Raw genomic sequence first — 18099 nt, 5'->3', positions numbered from 1 at the left:
GTTATTGTATTTCAAATTCCATTTCATAATTTTATTAAAAAAGAGAAAAGAACATGTCAGACGAAAGAGTTAGATACAGCGATGCTGATTTACAGGAATTTAAGGCGATTATAAGAGAAAAAATAGAAAAGGCAGAAAGAGATCTTCAGCTGATCAGAGAAAGCTTCATCAATGACCAGAACAACGGTACCGATGATACTTCCCCTACCTTCAAAGCTTTTGAAGAAGGAGCAGAAACACTGAGCAAGGAGCAAAACTCTATATTGGCAGGACGCCAGGAAAAATTCGTGCGTGATCTTAAAAATGCCTTGATCAGAATCGAAAATAAAACCTATGGTGTATGCAGAGTAACAGGAAAACTGATTCCAAAAGAAAGACTGTTGGCCGTTCCTCATGCTACATTGAGCATTGAAGCAAAAAATATGCAGAAATAAGCCGTAAAGGTTTGTAAAGATAATATTGGGTTTATATCGTATTCACGGATACTTTATAAACCTAATTTTTAATGTATACCCATGAACGAAGTATTAATTTTAGTGATCATCGTTGCTGCAGTTTTACTATTTGTTAACTGGGCAAAAATCAAAAACAGATTTTTTCCGGAACAGCACAGAAACTACACCATAGACGATCAGTTTAATTCAGACAAACGTGAAAGGGAAAAAGAAATTGACAGACTATTGAGTAAGATGGGCAAAAACGGAGTTCGGGACCTTTCGGAAAAAGACAGGAAAAGACTTGACGAATTGTCCAAAATGTAATATTAAAACAGAAAAGAAAATGGAATCTATCATAGTACATCCTAAAAATCCTATGGAACTGAGCGCACTGAAAAGTGTTTTAAAAGAAATGAACATTAAATTTGAAAAGGCTCATACCAAAAACACGTTCCATACAGAAAAGGTGGCCAAGAAAGTTTTCGATAAGAAAAACCCTGAAAAACCATCTAAACCAAAAGGATTGTAATGAAAAAGATCTTAGCTATAACATTTCTGGTATTGTTAATTGATCAGGCTTCGAAAATTTACATCAAAACCCATTTCAACCTGGACGACAGCGTTTCTGTTCTTCCGGGCTTTAAGCTGACTTTCGTAGAGAATCCGGGAATGGCTTACGGGCTTCATTTCGGAGGAATTATCGGAAAATATTTCCTGGTCATCCTGAGACTTTTTCTGATTGGAGGAATGGTTTATATGTTCAAAAAATGGCTGAAACAGGGGGCTTCCAATTATCTTCTGATTCCAATGGCTATTATTTTTGCCGGAGCTATCGGAAATATTATCGACGGCATGTTTTACGGGCTTATTTTCGACAGCGGAACAGTTTATGACCCAAGTATCGACCGATGGATAGGATACGGCGGTATTTCAAAATTTGTTCCTGTAGGACAGGGCTATTCTGCTTTCATGAAAGGATGTGTGGTAGATATGCTTCACTTTCCTCTGGTAGACTGGTATGTTCCTGAAAACATCCCATTAATCGGGGGCAAGCATATTGAATTTTTTAAATACATCTTCAATGTAGCTGATTCTGCCATTACGATAGGCGCTGCATTTTTATTAATATTCAGAAAAAAAGCTTTCCCGAACGGACTTGAGTTTTAGAACAGTATTCCGAATGAAAAGAGTAATCAAAAATATTTTTAAATTTTTCCTGCTTCTTCTTGTGGCGGGAATTATTTTTATAGTCTGGGCCAACTACAGCATCAAAAAAGAAAGCAGCACATTTGTTTCTTACAAAATGGCTGATATTCCCAAAACAAAAGTGGCCCTACTCCTCGGAACCGGAAAAACATTAAGCAACGGAATGCCCAACGCTTATTTTGATAACAGAATACAGGCTGCCGCAGATCTTTATAAAAGCGGAAAAATAGAATACATCATCGTAAGCGGAGACAACAGCCGCAAGGACTACAATGAACCTGAAGATATGCAGCTTGCACTGATGCAGCGCGGTATCTCTCAGAACAGAATTGTAATGGATCATGCCGGATTCAGAACCCTGGATTCTGTTATCAGAGCTAAAGATATTTTCGGGCAGCATCAACTGGTGATCATTTCGCAGAAGTTTCACAACGAGAGAGCTGTTTTCCTGGCAAGAGAAAACGGGATGGAAGCTTTCGGATTCAATGCGGCAGATGTGAACAAATATGCCGGCTTAAAAACCAACCTGAGAGAATACCTTGCGAAGGCGAAGGTGTACTGGGATCTGCTTTTCGGGGTGCAGCCGAAATTCGGAGGGGAAAAGATTATGATTCCTTCATAGGATGTGATGATGTGTTAATGTGGCGATGTGATGATTTGGTAATTTTTTCTTTTTCTGCATACCATTTTTTAATCCTTGAATTTTTCAGATTTATTCCGCAAAACCTCGTAAATTTGCTATTCATTAATTTTTAATAAACAAAAAACAAATGTCAAGAATTCTTACCGGCATTCAAGCCACCGGAACACCCCATCTTGGAAATCTGCTTGGGGCGATTATTCCTGCTATTGAACTTTCCAAGCAGGAAGGAAATGAATCATTTTTATTTATTGCGAATCTTCACTCTCTTACCCAGATTAAAGATGCGAAGGTCTTAAAACAGAATACCTACGAGATTGCTGCGGCTTGGCTTGCTTGTGGACTGGATACAGAAAAAACATATTTTTACAGACAGAGTGATATCCCTGAAACCTGTGAACTATCTTGGCATTTATCATGTTTCTTTCCGTATCAAAGATTAACGCTTGCTCATTCATTTAAGGATAAGGCAGACAGGCTTCAGGATGTGAACGCCGGACTGTTTACTTACCCTATTCTGATGGCAGCAGATATTTTACTGTATGACGCGGAAATTGTTCCCGTTGGAAAAGATCAGCTTCAGCATTTGGAAATCGCGCGTGATGTAGCTTCAAGGTTCAACAATCAGATGGGGGAAGTTTTTGTACTGCCTCAGTCTGAGCTTCAGGAAGACACGAAATATGTTCCCGGAACAGATGGCCGTAAAATGTCTAAATCCATGGGAAATATCATCAACATTTTCTTACCGGAAAAGGAACTGAAAAAGCAGGTAATGAGCATAGAAACCGATTCTAAAGCTCTGGAAGAACCAAAAGATCCTGAAACAGATAAGATTTTCGCGATTTACGAACTGATTGCCACTCCTGAACAAACGGAAGAATTAAGAGCTAAATATCTGGCCGGAAACTTCGGTTACGGACACGCTAAACTTGAGCTGCTCAATCTGATTTTAACCCGTTTTGCCAAAGAAAGAGAAATGTTCGCTTACTATATGAACAACCTGGATGAGCTTGAAGCTAAACTTCAGGAAGGTGCATCAAAAACAAGAGTGGTTGCTACTGAAACCATTAAAAGAGTAAGAGCAAGCCTGGGAATTTAATCCCTGCTATTTAAATATAAAAAAAGCCTTTCCTATCGAAAGGCTTTTATTTTTTTGTAATTTTATTGTAATGAAAAATATAGGGTTACTTATTCTTCTTGTTTTGACTTCATGCAAAAAAGAACCTCATTACATGAATATTAAGGACGAATTGATTTATAAAAATAAAAATGATTTGTTCTTAAAACATACCATCATTCTTAAAAGCAGAAATCCCGAAGACTCAGGAAAAGTTACCCGCTTTTTCAACTACGTTCTATACAAAGACCAGGTTTTTGAATTAAAAGATTTTATTGATCTTAAAAGCTTTCATCAAGTTAAGAACAATGATGGGGACAGGTTTATTATGAGTATCTATGAAGATTCCAGATACCGGTATCTGTTTAAAGATCATCCCGCTTCATTTCCCAATATTTTAATTCAGGAAAAATAAATTACATTTGATTTTTAGAAAGAATAAAACAGTGCATCCCATCTTCAAAATCATAGACGATACCCCAACCGGGATATTGTTTTGTTATAGTCCTGATAATAGACAGCCCCAGCCCGGTAGAACTGTGATCTGAACCCTGTTTGTAAAAACGATTGAAGATCTGTGTTTTGTCCAATGGAACGCTACTACCGCTATTCTGAAAGATCAGTCTGCTCTCTTCTATAATAATTTTCACACTGCCTTCCTGGCGATTATATCTGACTGCATTTTTAAGCAGATTGGAAAGCAGAATTTCCGCAAGATCCCGGTTAAAGTCAGCACCGAAGAATCCTTTTTCGATAATACTGACTTTTATTTTTTTGAATTCAATAAAATCTTCATAGTTTTTAACCAGCTCCGTAATCATTTCATTGAAATCCACTTTTGAGGTTTTATTAAACTGGCTGTTCTCTATTTTTGAAAGCATCAGAAGGGATTTATTCAATCCTGCCATCCGTCTCAGATCTCCTTTCACTTCGGTAAGGAAATTCATATTCCTTTCATCCAGATCGCTGTTCTGAATGGCCAGATCAATTTTATTGGTAACGATAGCCAGAGGTGTCTGAAGTTCATGAGAAGCATTTTCTATAAACTGTTTCTGTTGATGAAAAACAAGTTCGTTCCGCTCTATCATCTCTTCGATCTCTACGTTGAGCTCTTCAAACTCTTTGATGGAATAATTCTGAATTTCCGGTGAAGAAGATGAAGCGCCAAACTGGTATTTTTTGAGGCGATTCAAGATGACATAAAAAGGACGCATGGCTTTATTCAGGAGATAACCATTAACCGCTACAATACTTATGACAAGCAGAATATAGAGCACAATAAGAGCCGTTGTAAGATCATACACCAGCTCGTCCTGCTCTACGGTGGATGTTCGTATTTCAAGGCGCTGGCGTTTTCCGAACTGGTCGATAAAATCAGTCTCCAATACGCGGTAAGGCTGGTCCTTGTCATCATATTCCATATAGAACATCTTATTGTATAATCTGTTCTTTTCTTTATACTCAGCTTCAGAAACAGCTTTGATTGTAAACTCATTAAATCCGAAATCTTTGCTGTCCAGGAGCTTAGGATCGTGATATACCGCTTTAATAATCTGTATTTTTCTGTCTTTAAGCCCATCATCTACATTATCATAGACCTCATCCAGAATATAGGCGTAGAACAGAGCCGCCCACACTGCAATAATAAGCAGCAGGATAACGATCAGGTATTTGATGGTGTAGTATTTTAACGAAACTTTCATTCAGACTAATTTATATCCTATTCCGTAAACCGCCTGAAAATCGGCTTCTGCATGGAGTGTTTTCAGCTTTTTACGAAGATTTTTAATTTGTGAGTAAATAAAATCCAGACTGTCCGCCTGATCTATATAATCTCCCCAGATCGCTTCAGCCAGGGTTGTTTTCTGCAGTGTTTTCTCCGGATGAATCACAAAATAGTAGAGAAGATCATATTCTTTACGGTTTAGGATCAGATCTTCGTTACCTACTTTAACGGTTCTGTTTTCCGGATCAATGACAATATTTTTATAAGAGATCGTGTTTTCACCGTCCTGGTTTTTTCTTCTGATGACAGACCGTATTCTGGCCATCAGCTCTGCAAGGTGAAATGGTTTCGCCAGATAATCATCCGCACCTATCTCAAGTCCGGCAACTTTATCATCTACGGAATCCTTTGCGGACAAAATAATAACGGGATCCTTTTTATGAAGTTTTTTAATTTCTCTCAGCAGATCCATTCCGCTTCCGTCCGGCAGCATAATATCCAGAAGAATACAGTCGTATTCATAAGAAATAATTTTTTCAAGTCCGGCATGATAGGTAAGGGCAAATTCCACAATAAAATGCTCTGCTTCCAAAAAAGTCTGGACTGTATTTTTCAGTTCCGGCTCATCTTCTACTATTAATATCTTCATTCTGCAGTATTGGCTTATCAAATATAGGGAATACAAAGCAGGAAGAAAAACCGGAGCGTGGAAGTTATTTCAGGAAAAAACGCGTTTGGCTTCCTTCTTATAGCTATTTTTACAATAGATATTATCACTTTAAAAACTTCCACTCTCCAACTTCCTCAACTCTATTTTTTTGTTGAATTAATCATCAATTCTTTTGAAATTTCCATCTCTGTCGAATTCAAGATCCAGTCCGTTAGAAAGTTCAGCTTTATAAGACCATCTTTCTTTTTCTATTTTGATCACATAGGTATTCGGGAAGTTTTTAGCGGCATAGTTTCTGATGGAAGCAGGAATAAATCCATAGGGAAGTTTCTGATGTTTTCCGTCTACCTCTTTCCAGTTTCCTTTGCTGTCGAATTCCACTTTTACTCCATTCGCCAGATATACTTTGTATTCATCAACGCCATAGATCTCGCGGTCTTCCGTAGCCGACCCCACGTCAATTCCTTTAAAATGTAAGGCAAGGAAGTTCTTGGCTGTTTTAGGCAACTGATTGGCATTAATCGCTCTGTCCTGTGCAAAAATAAATCCGCCTGCGAATAAAAAGAATAAAACAAATGCTCCGGTAATTTTTTTTAAATTTTTCATAATGTAAATTTTTTCTGTCTTTATGATGGAGCAAAGTTCAGAATCAATTTAGGAAAGAATTAGGAACAAGTGAATAGTGAATAGTGAATAGTGAATAGTGAAAAATAATTGAAGCTTTAAGATCTGGTAAGAGTTTAAGAAAATACTTTAGCCTGAGTTTTCAATAATGAAAGGAAAATGCGAGCAAGAAGGCGGAAGTTGTTGAATTACCGGATAGTTTTTATTATCCTTGTCAAGGTTTTGAACCTTGACAAGGATAAGGGTAGTAAGAATATTTTATAGGTATTCTTTGATCTGTAAAAGATGGGTAATGACTTTCAATCCTTCTTCCTGTCTGTTTTCCTTATAAACATCGAAGAAGATGACATCCAGTCCAAAATTTTGGGAACCTACCACATCTGCAATCCAGTCGTCACCAATCAGGATACTTTCTTCCTTATGAGCTTCTGCAAGCCCTAATGAATATTCAAAGATTTTTGGATTGGGTTTTCTCACTCCTACAGAATCTGCGCTGGTAATGGTTTTAAAATACTTGTCAATACCGGATAAGATGCATTTTCTTTCCGTAACTTCCTGGAATCCGTTGGAAATCACGTGCAGCGTGTAGTGTTTGGATTTCAGATATTCCAGAATGTATTCCGCTCCTTCTACCAGCTCGTTGTGGTTAAGGATTTTATCCAGAAAATGTTCTTCAAAATACTGGGAAAGTTCTTCATCATCTACTCCAAAATGTTTAAAAGTATCATAGAAACGATGCTTTCTCAGATACTCTTTATCAATAAGGCCATCACGGATCTGCTCCCAGAGCCTTTCATTGATCTCATGGTAAACCGTATGGAAGCTTTCAAAGTCGATGTTATAATGTAAGGTAATTTCCTGCTTTTCAAAAAGGTCTTTTATGGTAAGATAGGCGTTCTTACGATGATCCCAGAGCGTATTGTCCAGATCAAAAAAAATGTGCTGAATTTTCATACAGCACAAAATTACTCTTTTTAATTTTTGGAAATCGGGAAATTCTTGCTTTTAGTCTTTACAACTTCAACACTTTTTGAGAAATTCAGTAAAAAATCAATTGTTTGTTTCTTAGGTTTCAAAGTTTTCACTTTTAAGGAATCATTTTTTTTCATAGGCTAGTATGTTTTCCTTTAAACGTGAATTTTTTGAATTTATTATCCTACCGTGTCAATACAATATTATTTTCGTCCATGATTTTTCTCAGGTTAATGAGCGCATAACGCACTCTTCCCAGGGTGGTATTGATGCTCATATTGGTATGATCTGCAATTTCCTTGAAGCTCAGCCCGTCAAAAAATCTTAGTTTAATGACTTCCTGCTGGTTCTGTGGCAGAAACTGAAGCATTTTCAAAAGATCTTCCTGGATCTGAAGGCTTACCAGCTGATCTTCAATATTTTCAGAAGGCTCTCTGATCAGATCAAAAATAGAATACTCGTCTGTTTCAAAAGTGGTTTCAGAAACTTTTACGTTTTTCGATTTCAGTCTGAAATGATCGATGATAAGGTTGTGTGCAATTCTCTTGGCCCAAAGAATAAATTTGCCTTCTTCGTTATACCGTCCTTCTTTCAGCATCAGGATGATTTTCACAAAGGTATCCTGGAAAACATCGTTGGCAAGGTCTTCATCATTAATTTTGTAAAAAATGAATGTAAACAGTTCTCTCTGATGACGATGAATAAGAGCCGATAGGGCTTCTTCGTCTCCTTTTTGGTAAAGGGAAATTAGTAGGCTGTCCGTTTTTGATTTCATAACTCTTCTCAATAATAAAAAAATTTGCAGACCAGCAATTCTCCAGATATTTTATCTGGCCCTAGCTGTAAATACAAAACAGTTCTTTAGAGTAAAGTAAAATCAATAGGCGGTACAATTATTATGGGTGTAAATATAATAATTTTTTAATAACTGTTAACCTTTTATTAAATTTTTACGAGAAAAATATAAAAAAAATCATTTAAACATATCATGAATAAATACGGTAGGGATATTTAATGTTAAATTAACATTTAAACCTTTCAGTTCCTTTCCGTTCAGACGGGCATCTCCAATGGGAAAAGCATAACCTCCCGTAAGGTCTAAAAGACCAAAAAGAGTAACTCCTACTTTGGGAGCAATATACTTATTGGTTCCTTCAGCACCTAATAAAAGATAATAAGCATGGTAAAAATCTACATTTTTTTCAAAATTCAGCATGACATCTGCCTGCAGTTTGGGCATGATGGCAAATTTAGAGCCGGCAGATCCCATTAAAGCAGATCCTCCAAGCCTGTAGATCACATCGTCATTCTTCAGGAAAAGCAACTTCCCTCCTACCTCTCCAAAGCTCTGATTCTGGTAGGTATATCCTACACTCACCATTTTGTGCATGGTGTACTGCGCCTTAGCCGCTATGCTCAGGAAAAAGATAAAAAGTACAGTGACTGCTGATCTAAAATTCATCATCTCTAAATTATTTAAGGTGTAAAATTAAAAAAAACTGCCTTATCCAAAGATAAAGCAGTCCATTTTATTATTTCCGCAGAAGAATTAAATACCGAAAGCGGCTTTAATTTCGTCTACTTTGTCTAGTTTTTCCCAGGTAAAGAACTCAAGACCTGTAAGGGTAATTTCATTTTTCTGACCTTTATTAAATGTTTTGTCAGCGGTATAGTGTTCTTTCCCCATGTGCCCGTAAGAAGCCGTCTCCAGATAGATAGGGTTTCTTAATTTCAGGTTCTGCTCGATAGCATAAGGTCTCAAATCGAAAATCGTAGAAACTTTCTTAGCAATTTCCCCGTCGTTAAGAGCCACTTTTGAAGTTCCGTAAGTATTGATGTATAAACCGCAAGGCTCAGCAACACCAATAGCGTAAGAAACCTGTACCAAAACCTCGTCTGCTACTCCTGCAGCTACTAAGTTCTTGGCGATATGTCTTGTAGCATACGCAGCACTTCTGTCTACTTTAGAAGGATCTTTTCCTGAGAAAGCACCACCACCGTGAGCTCCTTTTCCTCCGTAAGTATCTACAATAATTTTTCTTCCCGTAAGACCTGTATCTCCGTGAGGACCACCGATTACAAACTTCCCAGTAGGGTTGATGTGGTATTTGATCTGATCGTTGAATAACGCTTTGATTTCTTCAGTCTGCTGAGCAATTACTCTAGGAACCAGAATATTTTTGATGTCTTCACGAATTTTGTTCAGCATCTCTTCTTCAGTTCCGAAGTCATCATGCTGTGTAGATACAACGATAGAGTCAATTCTTACCGGCTTGTGGTCATCAGAATACTCAATCGTTACCTGGCTTTTCGCATCCGGACGAAGGTAAGCAATTTCGCTTCCATCTCTTCTCAATACAGAAAGTTCTTTAAGGATCGTGTGGGCAAGATCCAAAGCAAGAGGCATATAATTAGCCGTCTCGTTGGTTGCATATCCAAACATCATTCCCTGGTCACCGGCACCCTGTGCGTTAGCCTTCGCTTCGAAAGATTCGTCGTTTACAGCTCTGTCCACTCCCTGATTGATATCCGGAGACTGCTCATGAATCGCAGAGATTACCCCGCAAGAATCACCGTTGAACATATATTCTCCTTTGGTATAGCCAATTCCGTTGATCACGTCTCTTGCAATGGTCTGAACATCAAGGTAAGCATCGGACTTTACTTCTCCGGCAAGTACAACCTGTCCGGTAGTTACCAAAGTTTCACACGCTACTTTTGAATTTTTATCGTATGCTAAGAAATGGTCGATTAGTGCATCGGAAATCTGATCGGCAATTTTATCCGGATGTCCTTCTGAAACGGATTCAGATGTAAATAGATAAGACATATTATTCTTTGTTTTTTTAGATTAAAATAAGTGAAGAAAAATAAGAATAAATTGCCCAGAAAAAGAATACTGTTTTAGCATTTTTTTAGAGAGGTTGCAATCAGGTCAAATTTTTCCTCGTTTATAAACGTCTGCAAATTTAAGGAGTATTTTTTTAATACTCAAAAATTTCGCTTATAAATTATAAAATTCTTAAAATTAATGATTTATATCACTTTGCTGCCTTCTTCGTTCATTGCGGCTTAATGCTCACAAATTCCTTAGGATTGATGTGGTAATTAAGCTTCAGCTCTAAAGAACTTTTTATAGAATGGGATAATTCATCTATAATTTTCTGCTTGAAGGTAGGCTTATAATAAATGATTTTAATTTCTCTGTAAGGGAAAGGTTTTTTGAATCTGAATACATTCTCCTTCTGATCTTCAGAAAGCTGGCTCAATGCCAATTCCGGCAGAATGCTGATTCCTCCTACCTTATCTACCATATGTACCAAAGTCTGAATATTGGAAGCCAGGAAATCCAGGTTTTTTGGCTTCAGTGTATTTTCTTTCAGGTGGCAGATATTCTCAAACTGATTTCTCAAACAGTTTCCTTCTTCCAGAAGCCATACTTTTTCAACATTAAGCTCTTCAGGAATGATATAGGAGTTCTTTTTATTGGCTTCCGTATTGGAGCTGTAGATCATCAGTTCTTCATTGAAAAGGAAATCCTGATAAAACTCGTCCGCCGTATCATAAGGCGTTGAAATGATTCCCGCATCCAGCTCACCCGCTTTTAAAGCTTTGATGATATTATCCGTGGTCATTTCTTTTACGTTCATCTGAATTTTAGGATTCTCTTCCAAAAATTTAAAGATTTCCGTTGGTAAAATGAAAGAAGAAACGGTAGGAATAATCCCTAAATTGATTGTTCCGCCCAAAATATTATTCAAAAGATTAGCCTTATTTTTCAGCTCATTGACAGATTCTATAATTACCTTAGCCTGATCAATGATTTGAAGCCCCACATCTGTAGTACGGATCGGGTGTGTAGTTCTGTCGAACACCTTCACATCCAGTTCATCCTCAAATTTTTGTATCATCGCACTTAACGTGGGCTGCGTAATAAAGCACGCCTGAGCCGCTTTACCAAAATGTTTGTACTTATCTACAGCGATAAGATACTCCAGTTGCTGAATGTTCATCTGATTAATATTATCTATTACAAAGATAAAATGTTTTTGCTATTTGTAATCAAAAATTCAAGTAAATTTGATAATTCATACGTCTGCATAAGACAGTTTACAAGGGAAATCAACCAAACAAATCATAACTATATGGATTCTAAAAAATTAACGCTGAGCAATGGCGCTCCTTATTTTGAGCATCAGGACTCACAAACCGTAGGACCAAGAGGCCCTGTGCTGCTACAGGATTTTATCCTTCAGGAAAATCTTGCGCACTTTGTTAGGGAAAGAATCCCTGAAAGAATTGTACACGCTAAAGGAAGCGGTGCTTATGGAACATTTACCGTTACCCATGACATCAGCCAGTATACCAAAGCCGGATTATTTTCAAAAGTAGGAAACTCATGCAGAATGTTTGCCCGCTTTTCTACCGTAGGAGGAGAAAAAGGAAGTGCGGACACGGCAAGAGATCCAAGAGGTTTTGCTTTAAAATTTTATACGGAAGAAGGAAACTGGGATCTGGTAGGAAACAATACTCCGATATTTTTCATCAAGGATGCCAAAAAATTCCCGGACTTTATTCATACCCAGAAAAGGGTTCCGAAAACCAATTTGAAAAGTGCAGCCATGATGTGGGATTTCTGGAGCCTGAACCCTGAATCTCTTCACCAGGTTCTTATTTTGATGTCCGATAGAGGAACACCTCACGGATACAGACATATGCATGGATTCGGGTCTCATACTTTTGCCATGATCAATGATAAAAATGAAAGAGTATGGGTAAAATTCCATTTCAAAACAAAGCAGGGAATTAAAAACTTTACGGATGCTGAAGCGGCAAAAATGGCGGGAGAGAATCCGGATTTTGCTCAGGAAGATCTTTGCAATGCCATTGAAAACGGAGATTTTCCAAAATGGACGATGTATATCCAGGTAATGACTGAGGAACAAGCCAAAGCTTTCAGATGGAATCCTTTTGACATTACAAAAGTGTGGTTCCATGATGACTTTCCATTGATTGAAGTGGGAGAAATGGAACTGAACGAAATTCCAGTCAATTATTTTGCTCATGTTGAACAATCTACGTTCTCTCCAAGCAATCTGATCAACGGAATCAGCTTTTCTCCGGATAAAATGCTTCAGGGAAGACTGTTCTCTTATCCGGATGCTCACCGATACAGAGTTGGGGTGAATGCTCATCAGCTGGAAGTAAACAGATGTCCATTTGCAGTCAACAACTATCAGAGAGATGGCTTTATGGCAGATTCCAGTGAATATCAGGACAAGCCGAATTATTACCCAAACAGCTTTGATGATATTAAACCGGACCCGGCTTACAAAGGGTATGAATACGAACTGGACAGCGCCCATGTGGCGAGCTACAACAGGAATGAAAATGACGATGACCATTACACCCAACCCGGCTTACTGTATACCAAATCCATGACTGCTGAAGATAGAGAACACTTAATCAGCAACATCGTAGGAAGCATGAAAGGGATATCCGGACCAAAAAAAGATGAGATTATTAACCGGCAGCTATGTCACTTTTTCAGGGCTAATATTGAACTTGGCATGAAAGTAGCATCTCAGCTAAATATCAATATAGATGCAAATATGATGAATCATTCGAAATAGTATTTTGAAAGATAAATCAATTAAAAGGAAAAAAAATCAATATTTTTTCCTTTTTTTTGTAAAAAATTTATAATTTGCAGAAAATAATATTTTAAAGTGGAAAAATGAGTTACGAAAATATATTATTAGAAAAGGAAGGCAGCCAGGCTGTCGTTATTATAAACAGACCACAAAGCTTAAATGCTTTAAATGCAAAAACGATTCAAGAGATCAGCTCAGTGATGGATGAGCTTGCCGCGGACCAAGCCTGTAGAGTAATCATTATTACAGGAAGCGGTGAAAAATCATTCGTAGCCGGAGCTGATATAAAAGAATTCAGTGATTTTGGACAGGAAAAAGCCGAAGAATTGGCCAGAAACGGACACAACATCCTGTTCAACAAAATTGAAAATATGTCTAAACCTGTTATTGCAGCCGTAAACGGATTTGCACTAGGAGGAGGTTTAGAGCTTGCTATGGCGTGTCATATCAGATATGCATCAGAGAATGCCAGACTGGGGCTTCCGGAAGTAACACTAGGATTAATTCCCGGTTACGGAGGAACCCAAAGACTTCCTAAACTTGTAGGAAAAGGCATCGCCAACGAAATGATCTTCTCTGCCAAAATGATTCCTGCTCAAAAAGCAAAGGAAATAGGATTGGTAAATGAAGTATACCCTATTGAAGAATTATTAACCAAAACAAAAGAATTAGCGAGTATCATAGCCAACAACTCACCGATGGCTATATCAAAGGCAATCCAAGCCGTAAACTTGTCTGATACGGATAAAGGTTTTGAATCTGAAATCAAATATTTCGGAGAGCTTTTTGACATGGCAGACAAGAAAGAAGGAGTTACAGCTTTCATAGAGAAAAGAAAGCCTAGCTTCTAAGATTTTTAATCCAAATTATTTCGAAAAAACTAATGTTGCGGTATGAATAAGTTTGACAAAGCTTATCTAAAAATGGCCCAAGAGTGGGCAAAACTATCCTACTGTAAGAGAAAACAGGTAGGAGCACTTATCGTAAAAGATAGGATGATTATTTCAGATGGTTACAACGGAACTCCTTCGGGGTTCGAAAACTGCTGTGAAGATGAAGAGGGGAAAACACACTGGTATGTACTTCATGCGGAAGCCAATGCGATATTAAAGCTGGCCGCTTCCACTCAGTCTGCAAAAGGAGCCACGTTATATTTAACGCTGTCTCCCTGCAAAGAATGCAGCAAACTGATTCTGCAGGCAGGAATTACAAGATTGGTGTTTATTAATGAATATTCGGATGACGACGGGATATCGTTCCTGAGGAACCATAACATTGAAATAGAACAAATATCGGACTGTGAACTAAAAAAATAAGCACAAATGACTTGGGATGAAAAGATCAAAGATTTTGAAATATTTCTTCGTTTCGAAAGAAATTTTTCAGAAAACACCCTTGATGCCTATATTCGGGACATCAGGAAATTAAAAGATTATGCAGAAGTGGATCTGGAAAACGTCGGTCCAGACGCTATCGGCTACGAAAACTTACAGGAGTATATATTCAATCTTTCCAAACAAAAGTTCAGTGAAAGATCTCAGGCAAGATGGATTTCTTCTATAAAAGCCTTCTTCAAGTTTCTTCTTGAAGATGAGTTCAGGGAAGACAATCCTGCGGCTTTGCTTGAAGGACCAAAACTGGGACTATATCTTCCTGACACCTTGAGCCTGCCTGATATCAATAAGATTATCGCAGCCATCGAGGCAAATTCTGACCTCGGAAAGAGAAATCATTGTATCATTGAAGTTCTTTACGGATGCGGGTTACGTGTCTCAGAACTTATTGACCTTAAAATTTCGAACATTAATTTCAAAGAACAGTATATCAAAGTAAACGGAAAAGGAAACAAAACCCGCTTCGTTCCTTTGGCAGATTATACTGCTGACCTTTTGGAAACTTACATCAAAGAAGTACGTTCAAACAACAAGATCAATAAAAAATATGAGGATACGCTGTTTCTTAACAGCCGCGGAACATCTATGTCCAGGGTGATCGTATTTCTGATCATCAAGGAACTTACGGACAAAGCAGGCGTAAGCAAAAAGATATCTCCACATACGTTCAGACATTCTTTTGCAACACACCTGTTACAGAATGGAGCAGACCTTCGCTACATCCAGGAAATGCTGGGACATTCCAGTATTACCACCACGGAGATCTATACCCATCTGAAGACAGAAGAACTTCGGGATGTGATTTTGAGTTATCACCCGAGAAATATTAACATTACTCAATGAAATTATTGAAATACTGCCCCAACTGCGGCAAAGAAACCCTTCATTGGGACGGTGAAAAGAAATGGAGCTGTCCCGAGTGTGGTTTCACTCTCTATAATAATGTTGCCGGTGCGGTAGCTGTTGTTATCCGATGTGGTAACGAAATTTATCTGACCAGAAGAAACCGGGATCCTAAAAAAGGAAAACTCGATCTGGCAGGAGGTTTTGTAGATCCAAAGGAAAGCGCCGAGGAAACATGCAAAAGAGAGCTTTTTGAAGAGTTGCAGCTTGATGTGGATATTTCAAATTTAAAATACTTAACCAGTCTTCCCAACATTTATCAGTATAAAGATATTGATTACAATACCATTGATCTCTTTTACGAATATAATGTTCAGGAAAAATTCGAGGTTAATCTTGAACTCTCTGAAATATCAGAAGCATTGTGGATCTCTTTGAATACATTGGATCTTGATGATATTGCTTTTGATTCCCAGAAGAGGTTTTTTGAGGATTATCTGAAGAATAGTCAGTAATTATTATAAAAAATTTTCTCCCGCAGATCATACTCTTTTGCATGATCTGCGGGAGATATTTTTATGGGGATATCAGTAAGATTTTGATTTCAGCATCTCTTCAAAATACTGAACCAGAAGCGCCCTTTCTGCATTGGAAAGATTGGCTTCTTTATGATAAACGATATAGCCTGGCATAGGCATCGTTTTGCTTTGAATGGTCTGGATAGATTTGTTCAGCATATTCTCCTTGAGTTCTTTGTTGTAAGTTCCCCAAACAGAAAAGTTAAGATGCTCTCTTCCTTCATTCACATGGCTTTTTATCGACCATGAAACCGGCGCCAGATGTGCATATTTAGGATATACCGTTTCATTGGAATGGCAGTCGTAACATGCTCCTTTCAAAAGGCCGCTGATCTTTTCCGGTGTTTTTTTGGAATCCACAAAATTAACTTTAGCATCAACAGGCTGATTCGTTTTATCAACAGGAATAAACTGGATCAGTGCAAAAACCACCAGCGTCCAGAACAATACTTTTTTTACTGTTTTCATTCCTCTATTTTACAGGAGTCAATACCGCATTTCCGGAATCTGACTTCACTTCTTTTTTGATTTCTGTGGGAACAGTTCCTGCCGGAGTCTCATCGCCAGGCACAACAGGTTTAGGAAGGGTTCCTTTAGGGTTGTCAAGTGTTCTGGTATCTTTCAGGTCCCATTCTTCTTTCGTTTCCCATAAAGGCCTTACAATAGCTTTCTTGTAGAATACATAAGAATCTTCCGCAAAGGTTTCTGTTTCAAAATCGGCTTCATCCCAGAATTTATTCCCGTTGTTGTCTACCAGTATTCTTACAATATACTCACCGGGCTTCAGGATATCAAATTTCACGTTATTTCCTTTTGTATATCTTGAATAGACCACCTTATCCGAAGCGTCCAGAAGCTGAATCCAGTAACTGGCCTCAGGTGCATTCTGAATAACAAATGCAAGGCTTCCGAACTGATCTACCTTTTCCGCCTCAAAATCGAAACGTTTCGACTGAACATTTTTAGCATAATAAGATGATACGGTTTCTTTAGGAACGGTAAGCTGGTATTTTTTCCCCGGTACAAAATCCGAATGAATCAGAATCTGGTAAGGATTGGTTTCTGAAATTTTTGCCGTAAACTCCTGAGTGGTTAAGCTATCACTTTTCAGCACCCACTTTTCAGGATTTATCTTGTCGATGATATAGCTGGATCTTATCTTAAAATCTGAATTGGGAGCTAATCCCGGACCTCCGTTATCATTCTCAATATCCATCACATTTTTCTTATTGTACTTATAGAAAACGGATACGGTATCCTGTTTTTTCCCGGTATCGTAACTGAATTTCAGGTTCTCGGTGGCTGTCTGTCCAACATCACTTTTTATCGGATCGAACCAGATCTGTACGGTATCCGATTTTGGTTTGTGGGTAAATTTAATATCCTGAAGCTTATCATTAACGGAAGCTACTTTCACAGTCTCCGGATTCCCTTCGAATGCCATAATAACCCCACCCGGGCTATCTTTCATTTCAATATATTTCAACGGCTTTTTCGAAGGATATACTTTTAAATTCAATCCTGAAACCGACTTTTCAACATCTAACGGTTCTTTTTGGAAACCAATTTTTTCTTTCCCCGGATCATAAATGGAATTTCCATTCTCATCTTCAAATGCAATAATTTTGTATTTTCCCGGAGTAAGGTAATTAAGCTCATAATACCCGTCTTCATCCACTTTTGTGATATAGTAAGGCTTCTGTTTGTAATTGATGGTATCTTTTGCCTGATAAAGACCTACAACCAGTTTATTTTCTCCCTGCTTCTTTTTAAGCGCTACGGCATCTGAGATTTCACCACTTACATAAAGATCATCCAGCTTGTCACCAGTAGAAAAAGCAAAATTAAAATAACGGAGAATATTGGCTTCGTTATTATCTACAATTGAATTTCCAAAGTTGAAATTATAGGTTGTATTGGCCTGAAGGGTGTCTTCCCACTGAATCATCACAAATTTATTGGCGATATTGGAAGGGAGAATCCGCTTTATGTTTTTGATGGGCGGAGAAATAATCAGGTTTTTATTGATGTCTTTCAGAGTAATATATTCGTCAAAATCAAGTCTGAGCTCATGAATATCTCTTTTCACATTGACTCTAGTGGTGTCAATATTTGAACTTAAAAACTTTGGAGCCAGGGTATCTTTAGGGCCGCCTACAGGAGCTCCTACTCTTGCACATGAGTGTACAAGAAAACAGATAACGAATAATAGAAGAAGTCTTTTCATATATGTTTAAG

Annotated in this window: 22 protein-coding genes; 12 read left to right on the top strand and 10 right to left on the bottom strand. The window is 37.9% G+C overall.

What is annotated here, in order from left to right:
• Positions 1 to 53: 53 nt before the first annotated feature.
• From ACM46_RS05075 to ACM46_RS05045, 7 genes are all read left to right on the top strand, one after another.
• Complete coding sequence (locus ACM46_RS05075; protein ID WP_048505480.1) at positions 54 to 434, top strand: TraR/DksA family transcriptional regulator; 381 nt, start codon at positions 54 to 56, stop codon at positions 432 to 434.
• 81 nt (positions 435 to 515) lie between these two features.
• Positions 516 to 761, top strand: coding sequence for a DUF6576 domain-containing protein (locus ACM46_RS05070; protein WP_048505479.1), 246 nt, complete (start codon positions 516 to 518; stop codon positions 759 to 761).
• A 19-nt stretch (positions 762 to 780) separates the two neighbouring features.
• Complete coding sequence (locus ACM46_RS05065; RefSeq protein WP_048505478.1) at positions 781 to 966, top strand: DUF2683 family protein; 186 nt, start codon at positions 781 to 783, stop codon at positions 964 to 966.
• Positions 966 to 1604 carry a lipoprotein signal peptidase gene (locus ACM46_RS05060; protein WP_048505477.1) on the top strand — a complete coding sequence of 213 codons (639 nt, stop codon included), beginning with the start codon at positions 966 to 968 and terminating at the stop codon, positions 1602 to 1604. Before ACM46_RS05065 ends, ACM46_RS05060 begins: the two co-directional genes overlap by 1 nt.
• Before the next feature lie 13 nt (positions 1605 to 1617).
• Positions 1618 to 2265, top strand: coding sequence for a SanA/YdcF family protein (locus ACM46_RS05055; RefSeq protein ID WP_048505476.1), 648 nt, complete (start codon positions 1618 to 1620; stop codon positions 2263 to 2265).
• 148 nt (positions 2266 to 2413) lie between these two features.
• Positions 2414 to 3382: a tryptophan--tRNA ligase gene (trpS, locus tag ACM46_RS05050; RefSeq protein WP_048505475.1), complete on the top strand. Its 969-nt coding sequence runs from the start codon at positions 2414 to 2416 to the stop codon at positions 3380 to 3382.
• 70 nt (positions 3383 to 3452) lie between these two features.
• Positions 3453 to 3815 carry a hypothetical protein gene (locus ACM46_RS05045; RefSeq protein ID WP_048505474.1) on the top strand — a complete coding sequence of 121 codons (363 nt, stop codon included), beginning with the start codon at positions 3453 to 3455 and terminating at the stop codon, positions 3813 to 3815.
• Position 3816: 1 nt separating this feature from the next.
• Here the strand turns inward: ACM46_RS05045 and ACM46_RS05040 are convergent, their stop codons facing one another.
• The 8 genes from ACM46_RS05040 to ACM46_RS05005 form a co-directional block, all read right to left on the bottom strand.
• Positions 3817 to 5103: a sensor histidine kinase gene (locus ACM46_RS05040; RefSeq protein ID WP_048505473.1), complete on the bottom strand. Its 1287-nt coding sequence runs from the start codon at positions 5101 to 5103 to the stop codon at positions 3817 to 3819.
• A complete protein-coding gene (locus ACM46_RS05035) occupies positions 5104 to 5775 on the bottom strand; it encodes a response regulator transcription factor (protein ID WP_048505472.1) in 672 nt (223 codons plus the stop codon).
• Between the two features lie 177 nt (positions 5776 to 5952).
• The gene (locus ACM46_RS05030; RefSeq protein ID WP_048505471.1) at positions 5953 to 6402 is read right to left on the bottom strand and encodes a PepSY-like domain-containing protein; all 450 of its coding nucleotides are present in this window, start codon (positions 6400 to 6402) and stop codon (positions 5953 to 5955) included.
• A gap of 276 nt (positions 6403 to 6678) precedes the next feature.
• Positions 6679 to 7374 carry a YjjG family noncanonical pyrimidine nucleotidase gene (locus ACM46_RS05025; protein WP_048505470.1) on the bottom strand — a complete coding sequence of 232 codons (696 nt, stop codon included), beginning with the start codon at positions 7372 to 7374 and terminating at the stop codon, positions 6679 to 6681.
• 202 nt (positions 7375 to 7576) lie between these two features.
• Positions 7577 to 8167 (bottom strand): RNA polymerase sigma factor, encoded by a 591-nt coding sequence (locus ACM46_RS05020; RefSeq protein WP_048505469.1) that lies wholly within the window; start codon positions 8165 to 8167, stop codon positions 7577 to 7579.
• 198 nt (positions 8168 to 8365) lie between these two features.
• Complete coding sequence (locus ACM46_RS05015) at positions 8366 to 8857, bottom strand: hypothetical protein (protein WP_048505468.1); 492 nt, start codon at positions 8855 to 8857, stop codon at positions 8366 to 8368.
• Positions 8858 to 8941: 84 nt separating this feature from the next.
• A complete protein-coding gene (metK, locus tag ACM46_RS05010) occupies positions 8942 to 10222 on the bottom strand; it encodes a methionine adenosyltransferase (RefSeq protein WP_048505467.1) in 1281 nt (426 codons plus the stop codon).
• A gap of 232 nt (positions 10223 to 10454) precedes the next feature.
• Entirely contained in the window at positions 10455 to 11405 is a 951-nt protein-coding gene (locus tag ACM46_RS05005) for a LysR substrate-binding domain-containing protein (RefSeq protein ID WP_048505466.1), read from the bottom strand.
• A 132-nt stretch (positions 11406 to 11537) separates the two neighbouring features.
• Here ACM46_RS05005 and ACM46_RS05000 point away from each other — a divergent pair, with 132 nt between their 5' ends.
• The 5 genes from ACM46_RS05000 to ACM46_RS04980 all read left to right on the top strand — a co-directional run bounded on the left by ACM46_RS05000 (position 11538) and on the right by ACM46_RS04980 (position 15798).
• Positions 11538 to 13025, top strand: coding sequence for a catalase (locus tag ACM46_RS05000; protein WP_048505619.1), 1488 nt, complete (start codon positions 11538 to 11540; stop codon positions 13023 to 13025).
• Positions 13026 to 13129: 104 nt separating this feature from the next.
• On the top strand, positions 13130 to 13897 hold the full coding sequence (locus ACM46_RS04995) for an enoyl-CoA hydratase-related protein (RefSeq protein ID WP_048505465.1): 768 nt from the start codon (positions 13130 to 13132) through the stop codon (positions 13895 to 13897).
• A 42-nt stretch (positions 13898 to 13939) separates the two neighbouring features.
• Entirely contained in the window at positions 13940 to 14362 is a 423-nt protein-coding gene (locus ACM46_RS04990) for a deoxycytidylate deaminase (RefSeq protein ID WP_048505464.1), read from the top strand.
• A gap of 6 nt (positions 14363 to 14368) precedes the next feature.
• Positions 14369 to 15283, top strand: coding sequence for a site-specific tyrosine recombinase XerD (gene xerD / locus ACM46_RS04985; RefSeq protein WP_048505463.1), 915 nt, complete (start codon positions 14369 to 14371; stop codon positions 15281 to 15283).
• The gene (locus ACM46_RS04980) at positions 15280 to 15798 is read left to right on the top strand and encodes an NUDIX domain-containing protein (RefSeq protein WP_048505462.1); all 519 of its coding nucleotides are present in this window, start codon (positions 15280 to 15282) and stop codon (positions 15796 to 15798) included. The genes xerD and ACM46_RS04980 overlap by 4 nt, the downstream gene beginning before the upstream one ends.
• 72 nt (positions 15799 to 15870) lie before the next feature.
• On the opposite strand, the gene ACM46_RS04975 is transcribed toward ACM46_RS04980, so the two are convergent.
• Together ACM46_RS04975 and ACM46_RS04970 are read right to left on the bottom strand one after the other, a co-directional pair.
• Complete coding sequence (locus ACM46_RS04975) at positions 15871 to 16329, bottom strand: heme-binding domain-containing protein (protein ID WP_048505461.1); 459 nt, start codon at positions 16327 to 16329, stop codon at positions 15871 to 15873.
• 4 nt (positions 16330 to 16333) lie between these two features.
• A complete protein-coding gene (locus ACM46_RS04970; protein ID WP_048505460.1) occupies positions 16334 to 18088 on the bottom strand; it encodes an Ig-like domain-containing domain in 1755 nt (584 codons plus the stop codon).
• Between the last annotated feature and the right edge of the window lie 11 nt (positions 18089 to 18099).

The organism is Chryseobacterium angstadtii (assembly GCF_001045465.1).
GTDB classification, from domain to species: Bacteria; Bacteroidota; Bacteroidia; order Flavobacteriales; family Weeksellaceae; genus Chryseobacterium; species Chryseobacterium angstadtii.
Note: the sequence above shows the minus strand (reverse complement) of the source record. Positions and strands in the feature narration are given on the sequence as shown.

Excerpts from the sequence above, each read along its gene's own strand:
- ACM46_RS05075 (WP_048505480.1), top strand. The coding sequence starts at position 54 with ATGTCAGACGAAAGAGTTAGATACAGCGATGCTGATTTACAGGAATTT.
- ACM46_RS05070 (WP_048505479.1), top strand. The coding sequence starts at position 516 with ATGAACGAAGTATTAATTTTAGTGATCATCGTTGCTGCAGTTTTACTA.
- ACM46_RS05065 (WP_048505478.1), top strand. The coding sequence starts at position 781 with ATGGAATCTATCATAGTACATCCTAAAAATCCTATGGAACTGAGCGCA.
- ACM46_RS05060 (WP_048505477.1), top strand. The coding sequence starts at position 966 with ATGAAAAAGATCTTAGCTATAACATTTCTGGTATTGTTAATTGATCAG.
- ACM46_RS05055 (WP_048505476.1), top strand. The coding sequence starts at position 1,618 with ATGAAAAGAGTAATCAAAAATATTTTTAAATTTTTCCTGCTTCTTCTT.
- trpS (WP_048505475.1), top strand. The coding sequence starts at position 2,414 with ATGTCAAGAATTCTTACCGGCATTCAAGCCACCGGAACACCCCATCTT.
- ACM46_RS05045 (WP_048505474.1), top strand. The coding sequence starts at position 3,453 with ATGAAAAATATAGGGTTACTTATTCTTCTTGTTTTGACTTCATGCAAA.
- ACM46_RS05040 (WP_048505473.1), bottom strand. The coding sequence starts at position 5,103 with ATGAAAGTTTCGTTAAAATACTACACCATCAAATACCTGATCGTTATC.
- ACM46_RS05035 (WP_048505472.1), bottom strand. The coding sequence starts at position 5,775 with ATGAAGATATTAATAGTAGAAGATGAGCCGGAACTGAAAAATACAGTC.
- ACM46_RS05030 (WP_048505471.1), bottom strand. The coding sequence starts at position 6,402 with ATGAAAAATTTAAAAAAAATTACCGGAGCATTTGTTTTATTCTTTTTA.
- ACM46_RS05025 (WP_048505470.1), bottom strand. The coding sequence starts at position 7,374 with ATGAAAATTCAGCACATTTTTTTTGATCTGGACAATACGCTCTGGGAT.
- ACM46_RS05020 (WP_048505469.1), bottom strand. The coding sequence starts at position 8,167 with ATGAAATCAAAAACGGACAGCCTACTAATTTCCCTTTACCAAAAAGGA.
- ACM46_RS05015 (WP_048505468.1), bottom strand. The coding sequence starts at position 8,857 with ATGATGAATTTTAGATCAGCAGTCACTGTACTTTTTATCTTTTTCCTG.
- metK (WP_048505467.1), bottom strand. The coding sequence starts at position 10,222 with ATGTCTTATCTATTTACATCTGAATCCGTTTCAGAAGGACATCCGGAT.
- ACM46_RS05005 (WP_048505466.1), bottom strand. The coding sequence starts at position 11,405 with ATGAACATTCAGCAACTGGAGTATCTTATCGCTGTAGATAAGTACAAA.
- ACM46_RS05000 (WP_048505619.1), top strand. The coding sequence starts at position 11,538 with ATGGATTCTAAAAAATTAACGCTGAGCAATGGCGCTCCTTATTTTGAG.
- ACM46_RS04995 (WP_048505465.1), top strand. The coding sequence starts at position 13,130 with ATGAGTTACGAAAATATATTATTAGAAAAGGAAGGCAGCCAGGCTGTC.
- ACM46_RS04990 (WP_048505464.1), top strand. The coding sequence starts at position 13,940 with ATGAATAAGTTTGACAAAGCTTATCTAAAAATGGCCCAAGAGTGGGCA.
- xerD (WP_048505463.1), top strand. The coding sequence starts at position 14,369 with ATGACTTGGGATGAAAAGATCAAAGATTTTGAAATATTTCTTCGTTTC.
- ACM46_RS04980 (WP_048505462.1), top strand. The coding sequence starts at position 15,280 with ATGAAATTATTGAAATACTGCCCCAACTGCGGCAAAGAAACCCTTCAT.
- ACM46_RS04975 (WP_048505461.1), bottom strand. The coding sequence starts at position 16,329 with ATGAAAACAGTAAAAAAAGTATTGTTCTGGACGCTGGTGGTTTTTGCA.
- ACM46_RS04970 (WP_048505460.1), bottom strand. The coding sequence starts at position 18,088 with ATGAAAAGACTTCTTCTATTATTCGTTATCTGTTTTCTTGTACACTCA.